The sequence below is a fragment of the Sulfoacidibacillus thermotolerans genome, from assembly GCF_003144315.1.
GTDB lineage: Bacteria > Bacillota > Bacilli > Alicyclobacillales > SLC66 > Sulfoacidibacillus > Sulfoacidibacillus thermotolerans.
Map to the genome: position 1 here is coordinate 46,836 of NZ_MPDK01000002.1, position 20,421 is coordinate 67,256.

Annotated in this window: 31 protein-coding genes; 28 read left to right on the forward strand and 3 right to left on the reverse strand. The window is 47.8% G+C overall.

Going from position 1 to position 20,421, the window contains the following annotated elements:
* The first annotated feature begins 6 nt into the window (after positions 1-6).
* The 25 genes from BM613_RS00590 (at position 7) to BM613_RS00710 (ending at position 15,723) form a co-directional block, all read left to right on the forward strand.
* The gene (locus BM613_RS00590) at positions 7-192 is read left to right on the forward strand and encodes a type Z 30S ribosomal protein S14 (protein WP_109429224.1); all 186 of its coding nucleotides are present in this window, start codon (positions 7-9) and stop codon (positions 190-192) included.
* Positions 193-219: 27 nt separating this feature from the next.
* Positions 220-618, forward strand: a complete 399-nt coding sequence (gene rpsH, locus BM613_RS00595) for a 30S ribosomal protein S8 (protein ID WP_109429225.1) — start codon at positions 220-222, stop codon at positions 616-618.
* 32 nt (positions 619-650) lie between these two features.
* Positions 651-1,190, forward strand: a complete 540-nt coding sequence (gene rplF, locus BM613_RS00600) for a 50S ribosomal protein L6 (protein WP_109429226.1) — start codon at positions 651-653, stop codon at positions 1,188-1,190.
* A gap of 19 nt (positions 1,191-1,209) precedes the next feature.
* The gene (gene rplR, locus BM613_RS00605; RefSeq protein WP_109429227.1) at positions 1,210-1,578 is read left to right on the forward strand and encodes a 50S ribosomal protein L18; all 369 of its coding nucleotides are present in this window, start codon (positions 1,210-1,212) and stop codon (positions 1,576-1,578) included.
* Between the two features lie 29 nt (positions 1,579-1,607).
* On the forward strand, positions 1,608-2,105 hold the full coding sequence (gene rpsE, locus BM613_RS00610; RefSeq protein WP_109429228.1) for a 30S ribosomal protein S5: 498 nt from the start codon (positions 1,608-1,610) through the stop codon (positions 2,103-2,105).
* Between the two features lie 14 nt (positions 2,106-2,119).
* Positions 2,120-2,305 carry a 50S ribosomal protein L30 gene (gene rpmD / locus BM613_RS00615; protein WP_109429229.1) on the forward strand — a complete coding sequence of 62 codons (186 nt, stop codon included), beginning with the start codon at positions 2,120-2,122 and terminating at the stop codon, positions 2,303-2,305.
* Positions 2,306-2,326: 21 nt separating this feature from the next.
* Positions 2,327-2,770 (forward strand): 50S ribosomal protein L15, encoded by a 444-nt coding sequence (gene rplO, locus BM613_RS00620; protein ID WP_109429230.1) that lies wholly within the window; start codon positions 2,327-2,329, stop codon positions 2,768-2,770.
* On the forward strand, positions 2,771-4,069 hold the full coding sequence (secY, locus tag BM613_RS00625; RefSeq protein WP_109429231.1) for a preprotein translocase subunit SecY: 1,299 nt from the start codon (positions 2,771-2,773) through the stop codon (positions 4,067-4,069).
* A 31-nt stretch (positions 4,070-4,100) separates the two neighbouring features.
* Entirely contained in the window at positions 4,101-4,754 is a 654-nt protein-coding gene (locus BM613_RS00630) for an adenylate kinase (protein WP_109429232.1), read from the forward strand.
* Positions 4,751-5,497, forward strand: coding sequence for a type I methionyl aminopeptidase (gene map / locus BM613_RS00635; protein WP_109429233.1), 747 nt, complete (start codon positions 4,751-4,753; stop codon positions 5,495-5,497). The genes BM613_RS00630 and map overlap by 4 nt, the downstream gene beginning before the upstream one ends.
* A gap of 22 nt (positions 5,498-5,519) precedes the next feature.
* Entirely contained in the window at positions 5,520-5,738 is a 219-nt protein-coding gene (gene infA, locus BM613_RS00640; protein WP_067561620.1) for a translation initiation factor IF-1, read from the forward strand.
* Between the two features lie 29 nt (positions 5,739-5,767).
* Complete coding sequence (gene rpmJ, locus BM613_RS00645; RefSeq protein ID WP_057900126.1) at positions 5,768-5,881, forward strand: 50S ribosomal protein L36; 114 nt, start codon at positions 5,768-5,770, stop codon at positions 5,879-5,881.
* Between the two features lie 29 nt (positions 5,882-5,910).
* Positions 5,911-6,279, forward strand: coding sequence for a 30S ribosomal protein S13 (rpsM, locus tag BM613_RS00650; RefSeq protein WP_109429234.1), 369 nt, complete (start codon positions 5,911-5,913; stop codon positions 6,277-6,279).
* A gap of 16 nt (positions 6,280-6,295) precedes the next feature.
* Positions 6,296-6,706 carry a 30S ribosomal protein S11 gene (gene rpsK, locus BM613_RS00655; RefSeq protein WP_425450674.1) on the forward strand — a complete coding sequence of 137 codons (411 nt, stop codon included), beginning with the start codon at positions 6,296-6,298 and terminating at the stop codon, positions 6,704-6,706.
* Between the two features lie 86 nt (positions 6,707-6,792).
* On the forward strand, positions 6,793-7,419 hold the full coding sequence (gene rpsD / locus BM613_RS00660; RefSeq protein ID WP_109429235.1) for a 30S ribosomal protein S4: 627 nt from the start codon (positions 6,793-6,795) through the stop codon (positions 7,417-7,419).
* Positions 7,420-7,503: 84 nt separating this feature from the next.
* Positions 7,504-8,448, forward strand: a complete 945-nt coding sequence (locus BM613_RS00665; protein ID WP_109429236.1) for a DNA-directed RNA polymerase subunit alpha — start codon at positions 7,504-7,506, stop codon at positions 8,446-8,448.
* A 35-nt stretch (positions 8,449-8,483) separates the two neighbouring features.
* A complete protein-coding gene (rplQ, locus tag BM613_RS00670; protein ID WP_109429237.1) occupies positions 8,484-8,849 on the forward strand; it encodes a 50S ribosomal protein L17 in 366 nt (121 codons plus the stop codon).
* A gap of 13 nt (positions 8,850-8,862) precedes the next feature.
* Positions 8,863-9,636, forward strand: a complete 774-nt coding sequence (gene truA / locus BM613_RS00675) for a tRNA pseudouridine(38-40) synthase TruA (protein ID WP_109429238.1) — start codon at positions 8,863-8,865, stop codon at positions 9,634-9,636.
* A gap of 60 nt (positions 9,637-9,696) precedes the next feature.
* Positions 9,697-10,134, forward strand: coding sequence for a 50S ribosomal protein L13 (rplM, locus tag BM613_RS00680; protein WP_109429239.1), 438 nt, complete (start codon positions 9,697-9,699; stop codon positions 10,132-10,134).
* A gap of 82 nt (positions 10,135-10,216) precedes the next feature.
* Positions 10,217-10,609 (forward strand): 30S ribosomal protein S9, encoded by a 393-nt coding sequence (gene rpsI, locus BM613_RS00685; RefSeq protein ID WP_109429240.1) that lies wholly within the window; start codon positions 10,217-10,219, stop codon positions 10,607-10,609.
* A 172-nt stretch (positions 10,610-10,781) separates the two neighbouring features.
* Complete coding sequence (locus BM613_RS00690; protein ID WP_245926182.1) at positions 10,782-11,870, forward strand: Mrp/NBP35 family ATP-binding protein; 1,089 nt, start codon at positions 10,782-10,784, stop codon at positions 11,868-11,870.
* 211 nt (positions 11,871-12,081) lie between these two features.
* Positions 12,082-12,702 (forward strand): TetR/AcrR family transcriptional regulator, encoded by a 621-nt coding sequence (locus BM613_RS00695; protein ID WP_109429241.1) that lies wholly within the window; start codon positions 12,082-12,084, stop codon positions 12,700-12,702.
* Between the two features lie 22 nt (positions 12,703-12,724).
* Positions 12,725-13,366, forward strand: a complete 642-nt coding sequence (locus tag BM613_RS00700; protein WP_109429242.1) for an HlyD family secretion protein — start codon at positions 12,725-12,727, stop codon at positions 13,364-13,366.
* Between the two features lie 35 nt (positions 13,367-13,401).
* Entirely contained in the window at positions 13,402-14,139 is a 738-nt protein-coding gene (locus tag BM613_RS00705) for an efflux RND transporter periplasmic adaptor subunit (RefSeq protein WP_181362798.1), read from the forward strand.
* A 36-nt stretch (positions 14,140-14,175) separates the two neighbouring features.
* The gene (locus tag BM613_RS00710) at positions 14,176-15,723 is read left to right on the forward strand and encodes a DHA2 family efflux MFS transporter permease subunit (RefSeq protein WP_109429244.1); all 1,548 of its coding nucleotides are present in this window, start codon (positions 14,176-14,178) and stop codon (positions 15,721-15,723) included.
* Between the two features lie 59 nt (positions 15,724-15,782).
* Here BM613_RS00710 and gerD read toward each other — a convergent pair whose 3' ends face one another.
* Together gerD and BM613_RS00720 are read right to left on the reverse strand one after the other, a co-directional pair.
* Positions 15,783-16,532 carry a spore germination lipoprotein GerD gene (gerD, locus tag BM613_RS00715; RefSeq protein WP_109429245.1) on the reverse strand — a complete coding sequence of 250 codons (750 nt, stop codon included), beginning with the start codon at positions 16,530-16,532 and terminating at the stop codon, positions 15,783-15,785.
* Between the two features lie 128 nt (positions 16,533-16,660).
* Positions 16,661-17,407, reverse strand: a complete 747-nt coding sequence (locus BM613_RS00720; RefSeq protein WP_109429246.1) for a polysaccharide deacetylase family protein — start codon at positions 17,405-17,407, stop codon at positions 16,661-16,663.
* Between the two features lie 78 nt (positions 17,408-17,485).
* On the opposite strand from BM613_RS00720, the gene BM613_RS00725 reads away from it, so the two are divergent.
* On the forward strand, positions 17,486-18,076 hold the full coding sequence (locus BM613_RS00725; protein ID WP_109429247.1) for a stage II sporulation protein M: 591 nt from the start codon (positions 17,486-17,488) through the stop codon (positions 18,074-18,076).
* Here BM613_RS00725 and BM613_RS00730 read toward each other — a convergent pair.
* Entirely contained in the window at positions 18,073-18,321 is a 249-nt protein-coding gene (locus tag BM613_RS00730; RefSeq protein WP_109429248.1) for a hypothetical protein, read from the reverse strand. The genes BM613_RS00725 and BM613_RS00730 overlap by 4 nt on opposite strands.
* 80 nt (positions 18,322-18,401) lie before the next feature.
* Here BM613_RS00730 and rocF point away from each other — a divergent pair, with 80 nt between their 5' ends.
* Entirely contained in the window at positions 18,402-19,313 is a 912-nt protein-coding gene (gene rocF / locus BM613_RS00735; RefSeq protein ID WP_245926183.1) for an arginase, read from the forward strand.
* A 30-nt stretch (positions 19,314-19,343) separates the two neighbouring features.
* Positions 19,344-20,408, forward strand: coding sequence for a tRNA 2-selenouridine(34) synthase MnmH (gene mnmH / locus BM613_RS00740; protein ID WP_109429250.1), 1,065 nt, complete (start codon positions 19,344-19,346; stop codon positions 20,406-20,408).
* Positions 20,409-20,421 lie beyond the last annotated feature (13 nt).

Below are 20,421 nucleotides of genomic sequence, written 5' to 3' on the forward strand. Positions count from 1 at the left end.
AGAGTTGTGGCCAAGAAGTCAATGATTATTAAGGCTCAGCGTCCGCCGAAATTCAGCACAAGAGCGTATACGCGCTGCGAACGTTGTGGCCGTCCGCACTCTGTGTTGCGCAGATTCGGTATATGTCGGATTTGTTTTCGCGAATTGGCGCACCAGGGACAACTACCTGGCGTCACCAAATCGAGCTGGTAAGGGTAAACGGAAGGAGGTTGTCTTGGCATGGTGATGACAGATCCGATTGCGGATATGTTGACCCGGATTCGCAATGGCAATATGGTCGGCCATGAGAAAGTGGATATTCCTGGGTCGCGGATCAAGCGTGCAATTGCTGACATTTTAAAGGCAGAAGGGTATATTCGGGACGCGGAGTTTATTCGTGATAATAAACAAGGAACAATCCGTGTTCATCTCAAGTATGGTCCAAACAACGAACGCGTGATTACAGGGCTAAAGCGCATTAGTAAACCAGGTCTACGTGTTTATGCGGGATCTGAAGAACTCCCGCGTGTTTTAGGCGGACTTGGAATTGCAATCGTTTCGACATCGCGGGGGATCATGACAGATCGTGAAGCCCGCAAAAATAAAGTAGGCGGAGAAGTGCTTTGCTACGTGTGGTAATGCACAAGGGTTAATTTAAAGGAGGTGTGATCGTGTCCCGGATTGGTAAGAAGAGTATCGCAATTCCAGACGGTGTGAACGTGCAGATTGAGGGCAATGTAGTGACGGTCAAAGGTCCCAAAGGCACATTGACGCGTGAATTGCACCCGGACATGATTGTGCGAATGGAAGGCAGCGAGATTCATGTCGAGCGTCCAAGCGACGGCAAGCTTCATCGCAGCCTGCACGGCACAACGCGCAGCGTTGTGGCCAATATGGTCGAAGGTGTGACAAATGGCTTTCAAAAAGGCTTAGAACTCGTAGGTGTTGGTTACCGTGCGGCGAAAAGTGGCAATAAAGTAACTTTGTCTCTGGGTTTCTCACATCCGGTCGAGATCGTCCCTGATGAAGGTCTGGAACTAGACGTTCCAGCGAATAATCGGGTGATCGTCAAAGGAATTGACAAAGAAAAAGTAGGCATTTTTGCAGCGAAGATTCGTGATTTACGCAAACCTGAACCATATAAGGGTAAAGGGATTCGCTATGAAAATGAAGTCGTGCGCCGTAAAGTTGGCAAAACGGGTAAGAAGTAAGGCTTAGGAGTGTGAAAACGTGATTACTAAACCGGACAAGGAAGCCGTTCGTGCTCGTCGACATGCGAGGATTCGGCGGCAACTGAGTGGTACGCCGGAACGTCCGCGATTAAACGTATTTCGCTCAGAGAAGCACATTTATGCACAGATGATCGATGATGTTAGTGGACGCACGATTGTTTCAGCGTCAACAGTTGAAAAGTCTGTTCGTGAACGTGTTCCTCACGGCAATACAGTAGAAGCGGCGAAGGCGATTGGGCAATTGGTAGCAGAGCGCGCTTTGGAACAAGGTATTACCAAAGTGGTGTTTGATCGGGGCGGTTATCTCTATCATGGACGAATTCAAGCGCTTGCGGATGCGGCGCGCGAAGCAGGTCTAGAATTCTAATCGCCTAAAGTAAAGGAGGGAAGTTGCTCGTGCATATTGATCCATCAAATCTCGATTTGTCGGAAAAGGTGGTCTCGATCAATCGTGTCGCTAAAGTCGTAAAGGGCGGCCGGCGATTTAGCTTTAGTGCGCTGGTTGTCGTTGGTGACGGGCAAGGGCATGTCGGGGCTGGCCTTGGGAAGGCTTCTGAAGTGCAGGAAGCTGTTCGCAAAGGCGTCGCTGACGCAAAGAAAAACTTAATTAACGTCCCGATGCGTGGAACGACAGTTCCGCATGAGATTGTTGGACGTTTTGGCGCAGGGAAAGTGTTGATTAAGCCAGCGCGTGAAGGTACCGGAGTCATTGCTGGCGGCCCTGTTCGCGCAGTCTTGGAATTAGCAGGAATTAAGGACATTGTGACGAAATCACTAGGGTCCTCAAATTCGATCAACATGGTGCATGCGACGTTGAAAGGCTTAGCAGCGATTAAACGGCCGGACGAGGTTGCTCGGCTGCGCGGAAAGACACTCCAGGAATTGCGCGGTTAGGAGGACAAATCTCGATGAAACAATTGCAAATCAAACTGGTTCGCAGCTTAATTGGTCGTACCGAATCACAACGTGCGACCGTGCAGACACTCGGTCTTCGCAAATTGAACCAGGTGGTCGTGCGTGAAGACAGTCCTTCCGTGCGCGGGATGATTGACAAGGTTAGCCATTTGGTCGAGTGGAAAGAGATCGAGGCTTAGTAGCTCTTGGAGGGATAATCAATGAAATTACATGAACTTGCTCCAGTGCCCGGATCTCGTCACACTCGTAAGCGACTTGGACGCGGCATTGGATCTGGACTTGGCAAGACGTCTGGTCGAGGCCACAAAGGTCAGTGGGCTCGTTCGGGCGGCGGAGTTCGTCCTGGTTTTGAAGGGGGGCAAACGCCACTTTTCCGACGCTTGCCAAAACGCGGATTTTCAAATTCCCCCTTTAAGAAAGAATGGGAGATTGTCAATTTAAAAGAATTAGCTCGATTCGCAGCCGGAACAGTGGTTACACCTGACCTTCTAAAAGAGAGCGGTGTGATTAAGACGTTTCGCGATGGCGTTAAGATTCTAGGAGTAGGCGACTTGTCTGTAGCACTGACAGTACGCGCGCATGCCTTTTCCAAATCAGCTCAGGAAAAGATCGCAGCGGCTGGCGGCACAGTCGAGGTGATCTAAATGTGGCAAAGCCTCGGGCGTGTCTGGCGTGCAAAAGATTTGCGCAGACGCTTGTTGATCACCTTGTTGATCCTTGCAATTTATCGCATTGGCGCAGTGATACCTGTGCCAGGTGTCAATGCGTCGATGTTGCAGTCGCTTGCCGCCAAGAGCCCTGTGGTAGGGTTGCTTAATACGTTTTCCGGAGGCGCGCTCTTTAATTTCTCGATTTTTTCTATGAGCATCTATCCTTATGTGACGGCGTCGATCATTGTTCAGTTATTACAGATGGGCGTCATAACGCAGTGGGAGGACTGGTCGAAAGAAGGCGAGACGGGGCGGGCAAAACTGACACAGTGGACCAGGTATTTAACCATCCTGTTAGGACTTGTGCAGTCTTCCGCGTTGACGTTTTCGTTCAGCCGTCAGCTGGGGCCAGGTTTTATCGTGGATCCAAGTATTTGGACCTACATTTTGATTGCCCTAACCCTGACAGCAGGTACTACGTTTTTGATGTGGTTGGGTGAGCAAATTACTGACAAAGGTGTGGGAAACGGTATTTCGGTAATTATTTTCTTAAGTATCTTGTCGAGACTTGAGACTGTGATTCCGCAAATATACACCAATTGGTTTTATGCGCATCCTGATCAATTGTTCTTAAACATCATCAAAGTGATTGTGATGATGCTCGGTGTCTTGATCCTTGTTGTATTCGTTGTTTTTGTGCAACAAGGTGTTCGCCGAATTCCAGTTCAGTACACGCAAAAACAAGTGGGGCAGAAGGTCTACAGCGGCCAGAGTACGTTTATTCCAATTAAGGTCAATGCAGCAGGGGTAATCCCAGTGATTTTTGCGACCTCTGTGCTGTTTTTCCCAACGATTATCGCCCAGTTCTTTCGTGGAAATCACGTGGCCGATTGGATTATATCGACGTTGAGTCCAACTTCGACAGTATTTATAGTAGCGGAAATGGTGCTTATCGTGGGATTCACCTTTTTCTATACGCTGATTCAGATCAACCCGAGTCAATTGGCTGAACAGATGCAGAAAAATGGAGGATATATTCTTGGGGTTAGACCTGGAAAGGCCACGGAAGACTATCTGATTCGCATTATGAATCGCCTTTCACTTGTGGGTGGCATTTTTCTAGCAGTTGTTTCAGCGGTTCCATACCTCTTTATGGGGGTCACTGGTTTGTCTGGTGTTGCCTTTTATTTTGGCGGTACATCGCTGCTCATTGTAATTGGTGTAGCGCTTGACACGGTACGACAACTTGAAGGTCTTGTACTACAGCGAAGCTACAAGGGCTTCATCCGATAATCTCAGTTTGGCAGAGAAGGAGTGGGTAGGCATGCAAGTCGTATTTTTAGGGCTTCCGGGTGCCGGCAAAGGTACGCAAGCAGCGAATATCACGCAGGATTTCGGCATCCCACACATTGCAACTGGGGATATGTTTCGATCTGCAATCGCTGCAGGAACGCCTCTCGGTAAGGAGGTCCAGGGATATCTTGATGCTGGCCTTCTCGTTCCAGACGAACTGACGATTCGGGTGGTGCGCGAACGTCTACAGGCGCCTGACGCGCAAAACGGCTTTTTGCTCGACGGATTTCCGAGGACGCAACCGCAAGCAGTTGCGCTCGACGAGATGCTAGCTGAAATTTCTAGACCTCTAACACATGTGTTGTATTTGGTCGTTTCCCAAGAAGAACTGTTATCGCGTCTCACGGGGAGGCGAGTGTGTAAGAAGTGTGGAGCTAGTTATCACGTGATTTTCAACCCGTCACGGGTAGAAAATGTGTGTGATCGGTGTGGCGGAGAGTTGATCACACGCCCGGATGACGAACCTAAAGCTGTCGCGGTTCGGTTGAGGGAAAACATGCAACGTACGGAGGAACTCGCTGCCTTCTATGCGGCGCGCGGATTGTTGGCTAAAATTGACGGTGAACAACCGATTGGGCATGTGTATGATGAGATATGGCGGACATTGCGAGGCGAAACGAAATGATCACCGTTAAATCCCGCCGCGAGTTGGAGATTATGCGTGAAGCGGGCCGCATTGTCGCCTTAGCGCACGCAGAAATCAAACGGGTCTTAAGTCCTGGGATCTCAACGCGCGAGTTGGACGCGGTGGTGGAAAGCGTCATCCGAAAAGCGGGCGCAATTCCCTCGTTTAAAGGTTATCAGGGCTTTCCGGCGTCTAGCTGTATCTCGATCAACGAAGAACTAGTGCATGGCATTCCGGGAGACCGAAAAGTTCAAGCGGGCGACATTGTCACTGTAGATATTGGGGCGCAGTACAGAGGATATCACGGAGATAGTGCCTATACGTATGCTGTCGGAGAGATTTCTCCAGAAGCAAAACGGTTGCTCGATGTCACAGAAGCTTCGCTGTATGAGGGAATTAAGCAGGCGCAAGTTGGCAATCGTCTGTCCGACATCTCGCATGCGATTCAGGTGTATGTCGAGGCGCGTGGAATGTCGATTGTTCGGGAGTATGTGGGTCATGGGATCGGACAGGAGATGCATGAGTCCCCTCAGATTCCAAATTATGGTCCGCCAGGCATGGGCCCGCGACTAAAACCTGGCATGGTCTTAGCCATTGAGCCGATGGTGAATTTAGGTGGACCTGAAGTACGGACACTGCTTGACAACTGGACAGTCGTCACAGAAGATCATTCTCTTTGTGCGCACTTTGAGCATACAGTGGCAATCGCCGAGGACGGACCGCAATTGATGACGGTTCTGTGAGCCAAGAGGGGGGAATTAGCGCATGGCGAAAGATGATGTGATTGAAGTAGAGGGAAAAGTGATTGAGCCTCTACCCAATGCCATGTTTCGAGTTGAATTGGAAAACGGCCATAAAATTTTAGCGCATGTCTCAGGAAAAATTCGAATGAATTATATCAAGATTTTACCTGGAGACAGAGTTACGGTAGAATTGTCACCATACGACTTGACAAGAGGCCGGATCACCTATCGGTATAAATAACCGTGAAGTGGAGCAAGGAGGTTTGAGCGATGAAGGTTCGTCCTTCGGTAAAGCCCATCTGCGAAAAGTGCAAGATCATTCGCCGCAAGGGCAAGGTGATGGTTATTTGTGAGAATCCCAAACATAAGCAGCGTCAAGGATAATTCGATGGAGAGTTTAGGAGGTGCATGGAATGGCTCGGATCGCAGGCGTTGACTTGCCGCGCGAAAAACGAATTGAAATTGGTCTCACCTATATTTTTGGAATCGGTCGGCCGACTGCAAATCTGATCCTCGCAAAGACGGGAGTGGACCCGGATAAGCGGGTGCGGGATTTGACAGAAGAAGAAGTACAAAAACTGCGCGATGAAATCGACCGTTCACTAAAGGTTGAAGGTGATCTAAGGCGCGAAATCGCTCTGAACATTAAACGTTTAATTGAAATAGGTTCTTATCGCGGCATGCGTCATCGTAAAGGATTGCCTGTTCGCGGTCAGCGCAGTAAGACGAATGCCCGCACGCGCAAAGGTCCACGGCGCACAGTGGCAGGGAAGAAGAAGTAGGTAGGGAGGCGTACAAGTGGCTACAAAGGTGAAGCGCAAGTCTACTACGACCGTGCGGACAAAACGCCGCGACCGGAAAAATGTAGAGAGTGGGATTGCACACATTCGTTCCACGTTTAACAATACAATTGTGACCATTACAGATCCATCAGGAAATGCACTTAGTTGGGCGAGTTCAGGAGCTCTTGGTTTCAAAGGATCGCGTAAAAGCACTCCTTTTGCGGCACAGATGGCTGCTGAATCTGCAGCAAAGACAGCGATGGAGCACGGAATGAAAACTGTCGAAGTGTATGTAAAAGGTCCAGGCGCAGGTCGCGAGGCAGCGATTCGCTCGTTGCAAGCAGCTGGTTTAGAGGTGTCTGCGATTAAAGACGTAACGCCAATTCCCCACAATGGCTGTCGTCCACCAAAGCGCCGTCGCGTCTGAGTAAGGGATAAGCGCTTAGGTTATGCGATTCTGGCGCAATCTATGCAAAGGATCGCATAAAATTTCCAGGAGGTGTCAATACTAGAATGGCGAGATATACGGACCCCGTATGCCGGATTTGCCGTCGTGAGGGCCTAAAATTGTACTTCAAGGGTGAACGTTGCTATACGGACAAATGTGCCATTGATCGCCGCGGATATGCGCCTGGACAGCACGGTCAAGGACGCAAACGCACGAGTGAATATGGCATTCAATTGCGCGAGAAACAAAAGGCACGTCGTCTTTATGGCGTGTTAGAAAAACAGTTCCGCGCTTACTATGAAGAAGCTGCGAGACAAAAGGGGATCACGGGTGATCGCTTGCTCGCATTGCTTGAAACTCGTTTGGACAATGTTGTGTATCGCTTGGGATTTGCTGGGTCGCGTCCTGAAGCGCGTCAGTTAGTGAAGCATGGACATTTCGAAGTGAATGGTCGACGCATTGATATTCCTTCGTATGCGGTGCGGATTGGCGATGTAATTACAGTACGTGAAAAAAGCGCTGCATCGCCTAAATTTAAAGAATTACTGGAGTCAGCTGGCAGTAAAACTGTCGTTTCTTGGTTAGAACGGGATTTAGACGCTCGCAGCGGAAAAGTGATTCGTTTCCCTGAACGTCATGAAATCGACGTGCCGGTGACTGAACAATTGATCATTGAGTACTATTCGCGTTAAGTGCATGTTAGCGGGTGCATGGCATTCGCTTTGTGCTAGAGTCTCATTTTGCGCGTTGGCGTCGCCCGAAGGAGGGTTATGTGGATGATTGAGATAGCAAAACCCCGGATCGAAACGGACACGCTCAGTGAAGATGGAAAGTATGGCAGATTTATTGTCGAGCCGCTCGAAAGAGGGTATGGGACGACACTTGGGAATTCACTACGGCGGATTCTCTTGTCGTCGTTACCCGGGGCGGCAGTTACTTCCGTCAAAATCGAAGGCGTATTGCATGAGTTTTCGACCATTCCCGGCGTGGTTGAGGACACGACCGAGTTTATTTTAAATTTGAAGCGCCTAGCGTTGAAAATTCATTCGGATGAAGAGAAAAAGCTGTTCATCGATGTAGATCAGCCGGGAGAAATTAAAGCTGGGGATATTCGCGCTGATTCCGATGTGGAGATCCTGAATCCAGAGCTTCACATCGCCACACTCGCACCTGGGGCTCGCATTTACGCCGAAATTGCAGCGCGCAATGGTCGCGGTTATGTACCGGCTCACTTGAATAAAAGTGAGGATCAAGAGATCGGCGTGTTGCCCGTTGATTCGATCTATTCTCCGATTTACCGCGTCAATTACCAGGTCGAAAACACACGCGTCGGACAGGTTACGGATTATGATAAATTGACCTTAGAACTGTGGACGGACGGAAGTGTGAAACCTGATGAAGCCGTGAGTATGGCAGCAGGTATACTATCCGATCAATTGTATCTATTCATGGGTCTGACCGATCGAGTGCGTCACCATGAGCAACCGATTGATCACGGTGATGAACGCAAAGATAAAGTTCTTGACATGACCATTGAAGAATTAGATCTGTCGGTGCGTTCCTATAACTGTCTGAAGCGTGCTGGAATTAACACGGTTCAAGAATTATGCTCGAAGACGGAAGATGAAATGATGAAAGTTCGTAATTTAGGTCGCAAGTCGCTCGAAGAAGTGCAGGAAAAGCTAGAGCAACTTGGACTTGGATTACGTGAAGAAGATTAACTCACTTTTAAACTTGCACTAAGGAGGTATCCAAAGTGGGATATCGCAAACTGAATCGCCGCACGGGTTCACGTGAAGCTCTCATGCGCAGTTTAGTGACTGACCTGTTCATGTATGGCCGTATCCGAACCACAGAGGCAAAGGCGAAAGAATTGCGCAAAGTGGCGGATAAAATGATCACTTTGGCAAAACGCGGCGACTTACATGCACGCCGTACGGCGGCAAAGTATGTTCGTCCAGAACCTATCGAAGGCCTGGAAAGGCAAAATGTGTTGCAAAAGTTGTTCTCAGAGATTGGCCCGCGCTATGCAGAACGCCAAGGCGGTTATACTCGAATTCTAAAGCTCGGCCCTCGTCGCGGCGACGCCACTGAAATGGTGTATATCGAACTCGTCGAGTAAGTATAGAAAGAAGATGCAAAAAGTTAAGTGTGTCGTGTCCTATGAGGGGACACACTTTCATGGATTTGCTCGGCAGCCGCGTTTGCGCACAGTGCAGGGAGAAATTGAGCGTGTGTTTGAGGAATTATTTGCATATCCAGTAGAAACCGTAGGCGCAAGTCGTACGGATGCTGGTGTGCATGCACGCGCTCAAGTGTTTCATTTCGCTTTGCCAAAATATCGGATCGCAATTGAGAAGTTACCGTATATATGTGCGCGTCGCTTCCCGGTTGACTTGGCATTGCAAAGTGCGACTTTTGTGGATGATGGATTTGATGCGCGGCGCTCTGTTTTATGGAAAACATATCGCTATACGATTGTAATGCGTCGTGTGCCGGATGTATTTTTGCGACGTTATGCACTTCATGAACCACAGCCGCTTGATCTTGATGCGATGCGGGATGCATCTGTACATCTGCTTGGTGAACATGACTTTAGCAGTTTTTGTGCAGCGAAAGCACAACAAGCATCAAAGATTCGGACGGTGCATCGCATTCATTTTGCTCATGATGAGCAAACTTCACGTTTAGATATTGACATCACCGGCAATGGATTTCTTCACCATATGGTTCGCATCATTGTGGGGACATTGTTGGAAGTGGGTAAAGGACAATTGCAAAGCGAGGACGTTGAGCGGATTTTGCATCTTCGCGATCGCAGAGCGGCAGGTCCAACTGCGCCTGCTCACGGTCTTTGTCTAAGGCATATTGAGTACCCGAACATGCTTGATTCTCTTGACGATGTATGAGTAATTACGATACACTGACATTTAGCATATTGAACGTAATGGAATTAAGGAGGGACACCCATGCGGACGACCTATATGGCCAAACCGGGTGCCGTCGAACGGAAATGGTATGTGGTCGATGCGACTGGAAAGCGCGTTGGCCGCTTAGCAACTGAGATCGCAACCATTTTGCGCGGCAAGCATAAGCCGGAATATACGCCTCATGTGGATACAGGTGACTTTGTCATTGTGATCAACGCAGAGAAAGTTGTATTTACTGGAAGAAAGCTGACGAATAAAATTTATTATCGGCATTCTGGCTACCCTGGTGGTCTAAAGATGACGACAGCTGCAGATATGTTAAATAAGCATCCCGAGCGTGTGATTGAACTCGCGGTAAAGGGAATGTTGCCACACAACCGGCTTGGGGCTGATCAGTTTCGTAAGCTAAAAGTATATGTAGGTTCGGAACATCCTCATGCTGCGCAACAACCTGAAGTACTAAAGCTTGCAGAGTAGTCGGTACAAAAGGTAAAGGGTTTTGTGGAGCTTTTTATTAAACGGGTTGACTAACTAGGCGAGTAAAGGAGGGTCATCTGGTTTGGCACAATTACAATATTGGGGCACTGGGCGCCGTAAAACCTCAGTAGCACGTGTCCGACTGTTGCCAGGTGAAGGCAAAGTAGAAATTAATAAAAGACCCATGGATGAATATTTTGGTCTTGAAACTCTGAAATTGATTGTGAAGCAACCGCTGCTCGTCGCGGACGTCTTAGGTCGCTATGATATTATTGCAAATGTACGTGGCGGAGGGATCTCTGGACAAGCGGGTGCAATACGTCATGGAATTGCCCGAGCGCTGCTTAAGGTGGACCCAGAATTTCGTGCAGCATTAAAACGGGAAGGTTTATTGACCCGCGATGCACGCATGAAAGAGCGGAAGAAATACGGGCTCAAGGCAGCTCGCCGCGCACCGCAATTCTCCAAACGGTAACGTGGGTCGAAGTTTGGAGGAATGGAAGGCACTCCACACGTTGGGAGTGCCTTTTTCTATGGGCGGATGGTTGATAAGCTGTCAAAAACAGAGCATTCAAGTCCCGCAGCTCATGGTACAATAATTGAGTACGTCCAAGCACCTGGTTGGTGATTGTCAGGAGGCGATTGAAGTGAGTCGATCGAAAGTGACAGAAGAAGCGATTCTAGAAGCTTTGCGTGTGGTAGAAGATCCAGAGGTGCGACGCAGTATCGTTGAGTTAGAGATGGTGAAGCGCATTGAAATTGACGGCTCCAAAGTCGATGTGGAAGTTCTTTTAACGATTCGCGGCTGCCCATTGCGCACAGTGATTGAGGATCAAGTGCGTGAGGCGATTTTAGCGGTTCCTGGTGTGACTTCAGCTACCGTTACGATCGGTACAATGACAGATGAAGAACGTGATCGCTTTGCAGCAAAACTTCGTGGTACGCCAGAACAAACGGCGGAGTCACCCTTGTTAAACCCTCATTCCACTACGCGTTTTATCGCAGTCGCAAGTGGTAAAGGTGGGGTTGGAAAATCAACCGTCACAGCGAATTTGGCCGTTGCTTTCGCTCGGCTAGGATATCGCGTTGGTGTGGTAGACGCTGATATCTACGGCTTTTCTTTGCCGAGTATCTTTGGCATTGCCGACGTGAAACCGGTCGTGGTCTCAAACTTGATCCTTCCAGTTCAAACACATGATGTGAAAGTTGTGAGTATGCATTTTTTTGTGCCAGAAAATCGACCTGTTATTTGGCGGGGCCCGATGCTGGGAAAAATGCTTCGCAATTTCTTTCAAGAGGTACACTGGGGAGAACTCGATGTGATGTTGCTTGATTTGCCGCCTGGTACTGGAGATGTCGCACTAGATGTGCATAACATGTTACCTAAGAGTAAAGAATTGATCGTGACTACACCACATCCCAATGCGGCTGATGTCGCTGTGCGTGCGGGACTCATGGCACAACAAGTACACCATGATATCATTGGGGTTATCGAAAACATGGCATATTATCAGTGTGATCAGTGTGGAGAAAAGGCGTATTTGTTCGGTCGTGGCGGGGGAGATCAGGTGGCAGAAACACTCGGTACGCAATTGCTCGCACAAATCCCGATCGGTGCAACAGGAAAGGCTACTGGCATTTTTACAGCAGATAGTCTTCAAGGAGAAGCATTTTATGAGCTTGCAATTGGTCTTGCGAGTACACTTGAGATGACGCCGACAAAGAGGAAGGAATAATTTGACCAGTTTTTGTTACGATATGTAAAATAGCAAATGTTACTAAGAAAAAGTGCCTGAAAGTGTTGATCAGGCACTTTTTCTTATTGGTCATCACTGTGTGTGAGAAAAGGCACTTGCGTAAATACTAAACTGAAGCGTATAATGCAAGTACATGCTTGCGCATGTGATGACTTGCATGCATGAGAATTGGTGATAGGGAGGGTATTTGATGAATGAAACCTTCCACTTAGCGGGAGAAGGGAGTACACACCGACGGATCATTGAAGCTGCACTCCAAGAATTCACAGAGCGTGGTTATAAGGGCGCTAGCACACGTGCAATTGCGGAGCGAGCGGGAGTAAATGAAGTGACACTCTTTCGCCACTTTGGGAGCAAGCTCGATTTATTGCGGATCGCTGTCGAGTACGAAGTCTCGCAAATGCATGTCCCAGAATCCCTCGAACCCTATCTTGAGATGGATTTTCGCGCAGGATTCACAGCTTTTCTACGTGAATTTTTGATGCAATTAACTTGTCAAAGTGACATCTTGATGTTGGGATTTGCAGAGTCCTACTCTCATCCGCAGATTGTTTATTCTTTACGCCAAATGTTTTGGCGGATACGAATTTCACTGCAGGATTTTTTTAATGAAATGCAAAAGCGTGGGCGCATGCGCAAAGCAGATAATCACGTGCTTTCGCAGATGGTCATCGCAACATTGCACACGACGCCTCTCATCAAAAAACACGCACCATCGGAGTGGGCTGACCAGTTAACAGATGAGCGTTTGATTGCGGCTCTTGTTGAGACGATTGCTAGCGCCTATGGGATTTCTAATTCGACACCCTAGCAGACTAAAGGGGGCATCATGAATGAAAAAAACACGTATCATTGGACTCACAATCATTGGGATCCTTGCTGTTCTCGTCATTTTAATTGGTGGCGGTTGGTACGCATATCAACAGATGAATTACGTAAAAACGGCTGACGCGAGCATCCAAGGAACAGTAGTGCCACTTACTTCACCGGGAGATGGAACTCTACAAAATTGGAATCTAGCAGTTGGGGATACGGTGAGTAAAGACGCTGTAATTGGCAAGGTGAATGGACTGACAGGTACAGTAGATATTCATGCGCCCATCTCGGGTACAGTCGTGCAAGATAATGCCGTAAACAATGAAGTTGTTGTACCAGGTGAACCACTTGGGTACATCGTAAATATGAATAATTTACAAATTGTAGCGAATGTGCAAGAGACAGAAATCAATAATGTGAAGGTTGGCAAGAGCGTCGACATCACGATCAATGCATACCCGAATACGAGTTTTTCGGGGACGGTTACCCAAATTGGCGGCAGTTCAACCGTAGTTGCCCAGGGTGTCCCCAATACGAGTTTATCTGGCGCCTTTAATAAGCAAACACAACGTGTGCCAGTTTATATTTCGATTTCAGGAAGTGAAGGCAAAACGCTCATGCCTGGTATGTCAGCGCAAGTGTCAATTCATCAGAACTAAGGGATCAAGTCATAAGTGGACTGGAGTGAATGTGTATGCAAGGTACAAGTGTCATCCGTGTGATCCTCATTAATCTCATCGTGATTATTGTGCTCTTTGCACTAATCGTTGCAGGATATTTTTATTACACGAATGCGACAAACTATGTAACGAGTCAAGATGCGCAGGTGACAGGACAGATCGTCCCGATCACAGTTCCTTTTACTGGAAAACTATCGAATTGGTATGCATCTGTCAACAGTACAGTAAACCAAGGCGATGTGCTGGGGACTGAGTCGAATTCTTCTGTGCTCACTCTCAATCCAGGGCTTGCACAGGTAGTCGGACGTGATCAGACGATGCAACAAAAATTAAAGGAGGAAGAAACGGTTACTTCTCCGATTAGTGGAACAATTATTCAAAACAACGTAGCGGTTGGCCAAGTCGTGCAGCCAGGGCAGGTACTCGCTGAAGTCGTAAATCTAGGGAATCTAAATATTACGGCGAACATCCCAGAAACAGAAATTCGCCATGTCAGTGTGGGGCAAACGGTTGACATTTCAATTGATGGGATTCCGAATACGACGTTCAAAGGGACTGTGCAATCGATTGGCAATGCAACGACTTCCATATTTTCGATCGTGCCGAATCCAGATGCAGCACAAGGCAGTTATACGCCCGTAACACAGCGAATCCCGGTCATCATTAGCTTAAACGGCGGGTATGCAGGGAAGGCACTTGTTCCTGGAATGAGCGCCGAAGTGACGATTCACGTCAATAATAACAATAGTTGAATGGCATGAATCGGGAATTGAAGGGAGGTTTTGTGTTTGACCTTTAAGGAGCGTTTTGGAATTAGTTTCCCTGCCTTGTTTGCCGTTGTACTTGGCGTCTTTATGGCGATTCTCGATACAACAGTTGTAAATGTTGCCATTCCAAAGATGATGGCTGTGTTTAATGCAACGCAAGACGATATGCAGTGGGTGATTACTGCCTATTTGTTAGTTACGGGGATGCTCACACCTGTCAGTGGTTATTTAGGCGATCGTTTTGGTCAAAAGAAAATTTACCTTTTCGCACTCGCTGTCTTTACGCTTGGATCCGCTCTTTGTGGGATGGCTTGGAGTACAGAATCGCTCATTTTCTTTCGCGTATTGCAAGCGGTGGGCGGCGCGATGCTCATGCCAGTGAGTATGACAATCCTATTTTCCTTATCAAAACCGGAACGGCGCGGTACGATCATGGGAATATGGGGAATTGCATTGATGTTTGCCCCTGCTCTTGGTCCGACGCTGAGTGGCTATCTCGTTGAATACGTAGACTTCCGCTTAATCTTCTATATCAATGTACCGATTGGCATATTTAGTTTCTTTCTCGTAGGTGCCACAATCCCTGATTTCCCTGCGCGGCACACAGAGACTCTTGATTTGCCAGGACTTTTGACATCTGTAAGTGGATTTTTCTGCCTACTCTATGCTCTTTCGGAGGGACCGACAGACGGTTGGAATTCCATCACGATTATCTCTTTGTTCTTTGCAGCGGCAGTCTTACTTGCGATGTGGGTTGTCATTGAACTAACCTCGGAGAATCCAATGCTTGACTTGCGCTTATTTAAGCGCAAGGTATTTACAGTATCCATTCTCACGACGAGTTTATTGAGTGTGGCAATGCTCGGAGCACTGTTTATTTTGCCTGTGTTTTTACAGAATGGACTCGGGCTGACTCCTTTACAAACAGGTCTGTTAACATTGCCTGGCGCACTTGTAACCGGAATTTTAATGCCGATCAGCGGATTTTTATTTGACCGGATTGGTGCGCGTTTGCTTGGTGTGATCGGATTGCTTGTGCTCATGCTGACTACTTTCCAGATGGTGAATATGAACTATGATTGGACATTTGGCGCGATTCTCATGATTTATATGTTTCGACAAGCAGGAATGGGACTTGCAATGATGCCGCTGTCGACAGCTGGATTAAATGATGTTCCACGAGACAAAGTCAGTCGCGCTACAGCGTTGCAAAATACGACGAGAAATATTGCAGGTTCAATTGGAACGGCATTTTTAAGCACAGTGATGCAAACAAATACGACTGTTCATTTAGCGCAATTGTTGCAGAGGACAACGGTGCAAGCCTTCCAAGGTTTTCATGTGGCGGGTCAATTGCCAACAGTTTTTGGTCCAGCAAGTAGACAAGTGGTATCTACTTGGATGAGTGTCATTGAACAAATTGCTTTTGAGAAAGGGACACAAGATGCATTTGGGGCCTCTGCAGTGATTGCTTTGATTGCTTGGGTTGCTGTGTTTTTTATCGGCAAAAAGCGGCCTCCTGTAGGTATACAGGAAGGTGAGCAACCGCACATGATGATGATGGAATAGCTCATGTAAAAGCGCGAGACGCTTTTGTCTCGCGCTTTTTTGAAGGGTGGCATAGGCGTTTAATCGCCGCCTCCTTCGCTTCCTTCCCCACTATCACCGCCGCCACTGCCACCACCGCCTCCACCTCCGCCTTTACTTTCACCCTTGCTTTGACCGCCTTCTTGTTGTTTTTGACCCATCTGTTTCGGATTTCCACCACCAGCACTTTTTACAGCTTCCTTCATACTATCCATAAAGAGCAGGCGGAACGTCGGTTCTTGAAGTGCTTCTGTCATGATTTTCATGATTTCTTTGCGGTACTCAGGACTTTTTAGCAATTGTAATTGGGTTTGTTGGTATTCTGGAGAAGCCATTAAAGAAAGCAATTGTTTTTGGTATTCAGGATCCTTCATGAGTTGTTTTTGGATCTCCACCATTTGCGGACGCGCAGATTTTACAACTGCTGCGGCAAACTGAGGATCTTTCATCTGCTCCGCGAGAAACGACTTATTATGTCCTTGATTGAAAGCTTTTTCAACGGCAGCAGAGATATCAGCTTCAGAAATTGCTGCTTGTCGTTTAAAGTCGGGGCTGGAAATCGTATCTTTTAAAGTGCTCATGCCTTCTTTGCTGTGAAGAATGTCAAGTACCATCGCTTTAATGTCTGGGTAACTTACTTTGCCGCCTGCTTGGCCGCCACTTTGTTGTTGACCGCCTTCGCTAGAGGATTCGCTACCCGCAGCCTGATCGCCGCCTATTGAACATCCCGTGAAAAGTAGTGTAGTGGCAAGAAGCAAAGAGGTTGCTGCTCTCACAATCTTTTGAGCCATTTGCGAATCTCCTCCTTTCTATGGGTACTATGTCCAGTCGAAAAGGGGTTATGCAGGCAATGGTTATGGCTATCCTAAAGAAAAAGCCCGAAACTTGTAGCTCGGGCTGTGCGTGAACGATATGCAACTTATTGAACATTGGAGTGAACTTTTGCACCAGCAATCAATTCAGAGACAGTTGCAAATTGAAATCCTTTTGCCCGTAGACCATCGATGATTGCAGGCAGTGCTAAGTGCGTCTGTTTACAAGTGTCACTCGCGTGCATTAAGATGATGTCGCCTGGAACGGCACGGGTGAGAACTCGTTGCTTGATTTGTTCTACACCAGGATTCATCCAATCAAGGGAGTCTGTATGCCACTGAATGACCGTATATCCCATCTGATTGAGCACTTGAATGGTATGCTTGTTAAAGTCGCCATTTGGGGTACGAATGAGCGTAGTTTTGATGCCAAGAACGTCTTTGATTGCCTGTTCGGATTTTTGCACCTGTTCGCGCACCCAACTATCGGTGTGTTCTGAGAAATTCTTGTGCATATGGCCGTGACTACCAATTTCAAAGCCCATTGCTTTTATCCGTTTTGCAATTTCCTGATGGTGAAGAACCCAAGGTCCTGACAAAAAGAACGTGGCTTTTGTCACGTGCTTTGCTTGCAGGATATCAAGGATTGGACCTGGCGCCTTTTCTCCCCAGGAAATATCAAACGTAAGAGCGAGGACTTTATTTGGCGTGTCAACTTTATAGATGGCCGCTGGCGGCGGACTTTTTGCAGGACTTTGCATCGCATAAGTCGCCGGCGCGGTTAAGCCAAGGCTTGTGCCAAATAGCGTGGCGGCAAGAGTGACTCGCGCCACAAAGCGCCGTATTGAGATCATGATGAGCACCCCCGTTGTTCAGTCATGAAAAGTGTGTGCGAAAAACTTGAATACCATACGAAATGAGGGGATTTTGTCTTGATACGTCTACTGCATCGCTATGGGGGATTGTCTTTCTTGTTTTTTCTGTTGGGAGCGATCCTCGGGGCGTTATTTGCGCATCCTTTACAGCACTTACTTTTACCGTTTGTACGAGATATTCGCAAAGTGGGCGCGAGTTTGCGCAGCGAGTCGTTTGCACAAGTCGCATTTGCGATCTTTTCACACAATCTAATGACAAGTTTGACCATGCTAGTTGGGGGGATCTTTCTAGGGATCATTCCTTTGCTCTCTGTGATGATCAATGGAGCTCTTATTGGTTATGTCCTTGTGATCCTTACACATGCTACACATTTGAATCCAGTGGTATTATTTTTTGCTGGGATTTTTCCGCACGGAATCTTTGAAATCCCGGCTTTTCTCGTTGCAAGTGGGTATGGGTTAGAGTTAGGGTTTACAGTATTTCGTTCCTTGTGGAAACGTAAAGCCATTCTCAATGAGTGGGGGCGTTTGCGGAGGGATCTTGGGGCAACGGTGCTTTGGGTGACTGTCTTTTTAGCTGTTGCTGCCTGCATTGAGGCAGGGGTCACCCCGCATTTGCTGGCATGGGTGACCGGTAAACCTGTCTAATTAAAATCTTCCACTTCATCTGTGGCAAATGAGACCCATTTCTGTTCACCATTTTCGTGAAATGCGAGCGTGTAAGAATCAAGAGATCGTGCGACGATCTCAAGGTGTGAGATTCCATAATTATGTAATAGACGTTCCTCAAGTTCAGTTTTTGCGATTAAATACTTTTCATTGTTCGGATCAAGTAGCAGGGCGGCGGCTAATTGCGCGTAGCTCAGGACAAATAATTCCGCGTCATGTGTCATTTTTCCGTCTCCTTTCCGTTTATATGGTAACATATGAGACGATGTGCGTTGTGTCAAGCAAATCGAAGGGATGGATAACAGTGGATCAAAAAAACGGGAAAAAGTTGCGCGTGATCGGAGTGCCTTCTGATTTGGGGCAAGGGCGTCGTGGTGTAGATATGGGGCCGAGTGCAATTCGCTATGCGGGTCTTTCCGATCGCTTAAAAGAGCTTGGATATGATGTGCAGGATCTCGGAAATATTGACGTTCCCACGCCAGAATCGCGCGTGCAAGGACATGAAAAATTAAAGTATTTGGATCAAGTACGAGCAGTTTGTGATGAGTTGCGTGTACTTGTGCGGGATAGTTTGCGCGACGGGTTTATGCCAATTGTGCTTGGGGGCGATCACAGTCTTGCCATTGGCAGTGTAGCGGGAGCTGTGGAGGCACGTGGACGACTCGGATGTATTTGGTTTGATGCGCATGGAGACATGAATACGGATAAAACGACACCAAGCGGCAATATTCATGGGATGCCTCTTGCGGCTTCATTGGGACTAGGACATGTGGATCTTGTTACGCTAGGTGGATTTAGTCCGAAACTACACGCTGAAAATGTTGTGCTTGTAGGGGCACGCTCGATCGACCCAGAGGAGCGCGTGTTGATTCGCGAATCGGGAATGCATGTGTTTACCATGGCGGATGTAGATGAAATGGGGATCAGCGCTGTGATGCACAAGGCGATTGAACTTGCATCAAAAGGTACACAAGGCGTACATTTAAGTGTTGATCTTGATGCGTTAGATCCGATGTATGCACCAGGTGTTGGAACGGCTGTTAATGGGGGATTTACTTACCGTGAGGGCCATTTAGCAATGGAAGTTTTGGCGGCAAGTGGGTGTGTAACTTCCGTCGATTTTGTTGAGGTGAATCCGATTCTTGATTTGCAAAATCGGACAGGAACCATGGCTGTAGAACTTGCGTCATCGCTTCTCGGACTTACAGTGATGTAGTGATCTAAACAAAGAAGGTATGTCTACCACATGTTTGTTGACCAACAGTATGAGGAGATCGCCTTGCGCGATGACATTCAATGGATCGACGTAAGGTCAGAAAGTGAATATTTAGAGGCAACAATTCCAGGCGCAGTGAATGTTCCCCTCTTTACGGACGAAGAGCGAGCACAAATTGGGACAGTGTATAAACAAGTGAGTAAAGCCGAAGCAATGGAACTTGGGCTTGTACTCGCGTCGGCAAAACTTCCAACACTTATAGCTAAGGTGCGCGACAGTATGCAAGGCAAAACACCTGCTATTTTTTGCTGGCGTGGTGGGATGCGCAGTAAAACGGTTGCAACTGTTTTAGATTTGATGGGCATTTCTTGTTTGCGGCTCACGGGCGGGTACCGCGCGTATCGGGAAATGGTTGTGGCGAAATTAAATGCGTGGCCGATGCAGGCGCTTCCCCCACTCATCGTTTTGCATGGAATGACAGGTGTGGGAAAAACAACGGTCTTGCGCAAATTGGCGGAACGTGGGGAACCTGTATTGGATCTAGAAGGGCTTGCAGGTCATCGTGGTTCGGTTTTTGGCGGGATCGGGTTGCAGGTGGCGAATCAAAGGCAATTTGATAGTCGCCTTTTAGATCAATTGGAAGGGTTGCAGGGAAGACCCTATCTTTTTCTCGAGGCGGAAAGTCGACGCATTGGAAGGGTTACCATGCCGGAGTTTTTATTTCTCGCGAAACAACAGGGCTATAATATCGAACTTACAGCCCCTGTTCCCGTTCGTGTCTCACGTACACTTGCCCAGTATCGTTTAGAGGATGATGAATTGTTTGCGACACAGGTTCAGCGTGCACTGCAGTTTATTGAAAAGCGCTTTTCTCCCAACTTGCGTGTTCGCGTAAAGGAATGGATGGATCTGCGCGACTACAAAGCATTGATCGAAGCGCTGCTCCTTGAATATTACGATCCGCGATATAAGCATGCGATGGAGAGTTATACCCACGCATTTTGCACCATCGATGTGTCAGATTACGATCAGGCGATAGAGGAGATTTGCGCCTATGCGCGGAAGGTCGCTAGTGTGTCATCTGTCTCATCATGAAAAGTGAGTGAAT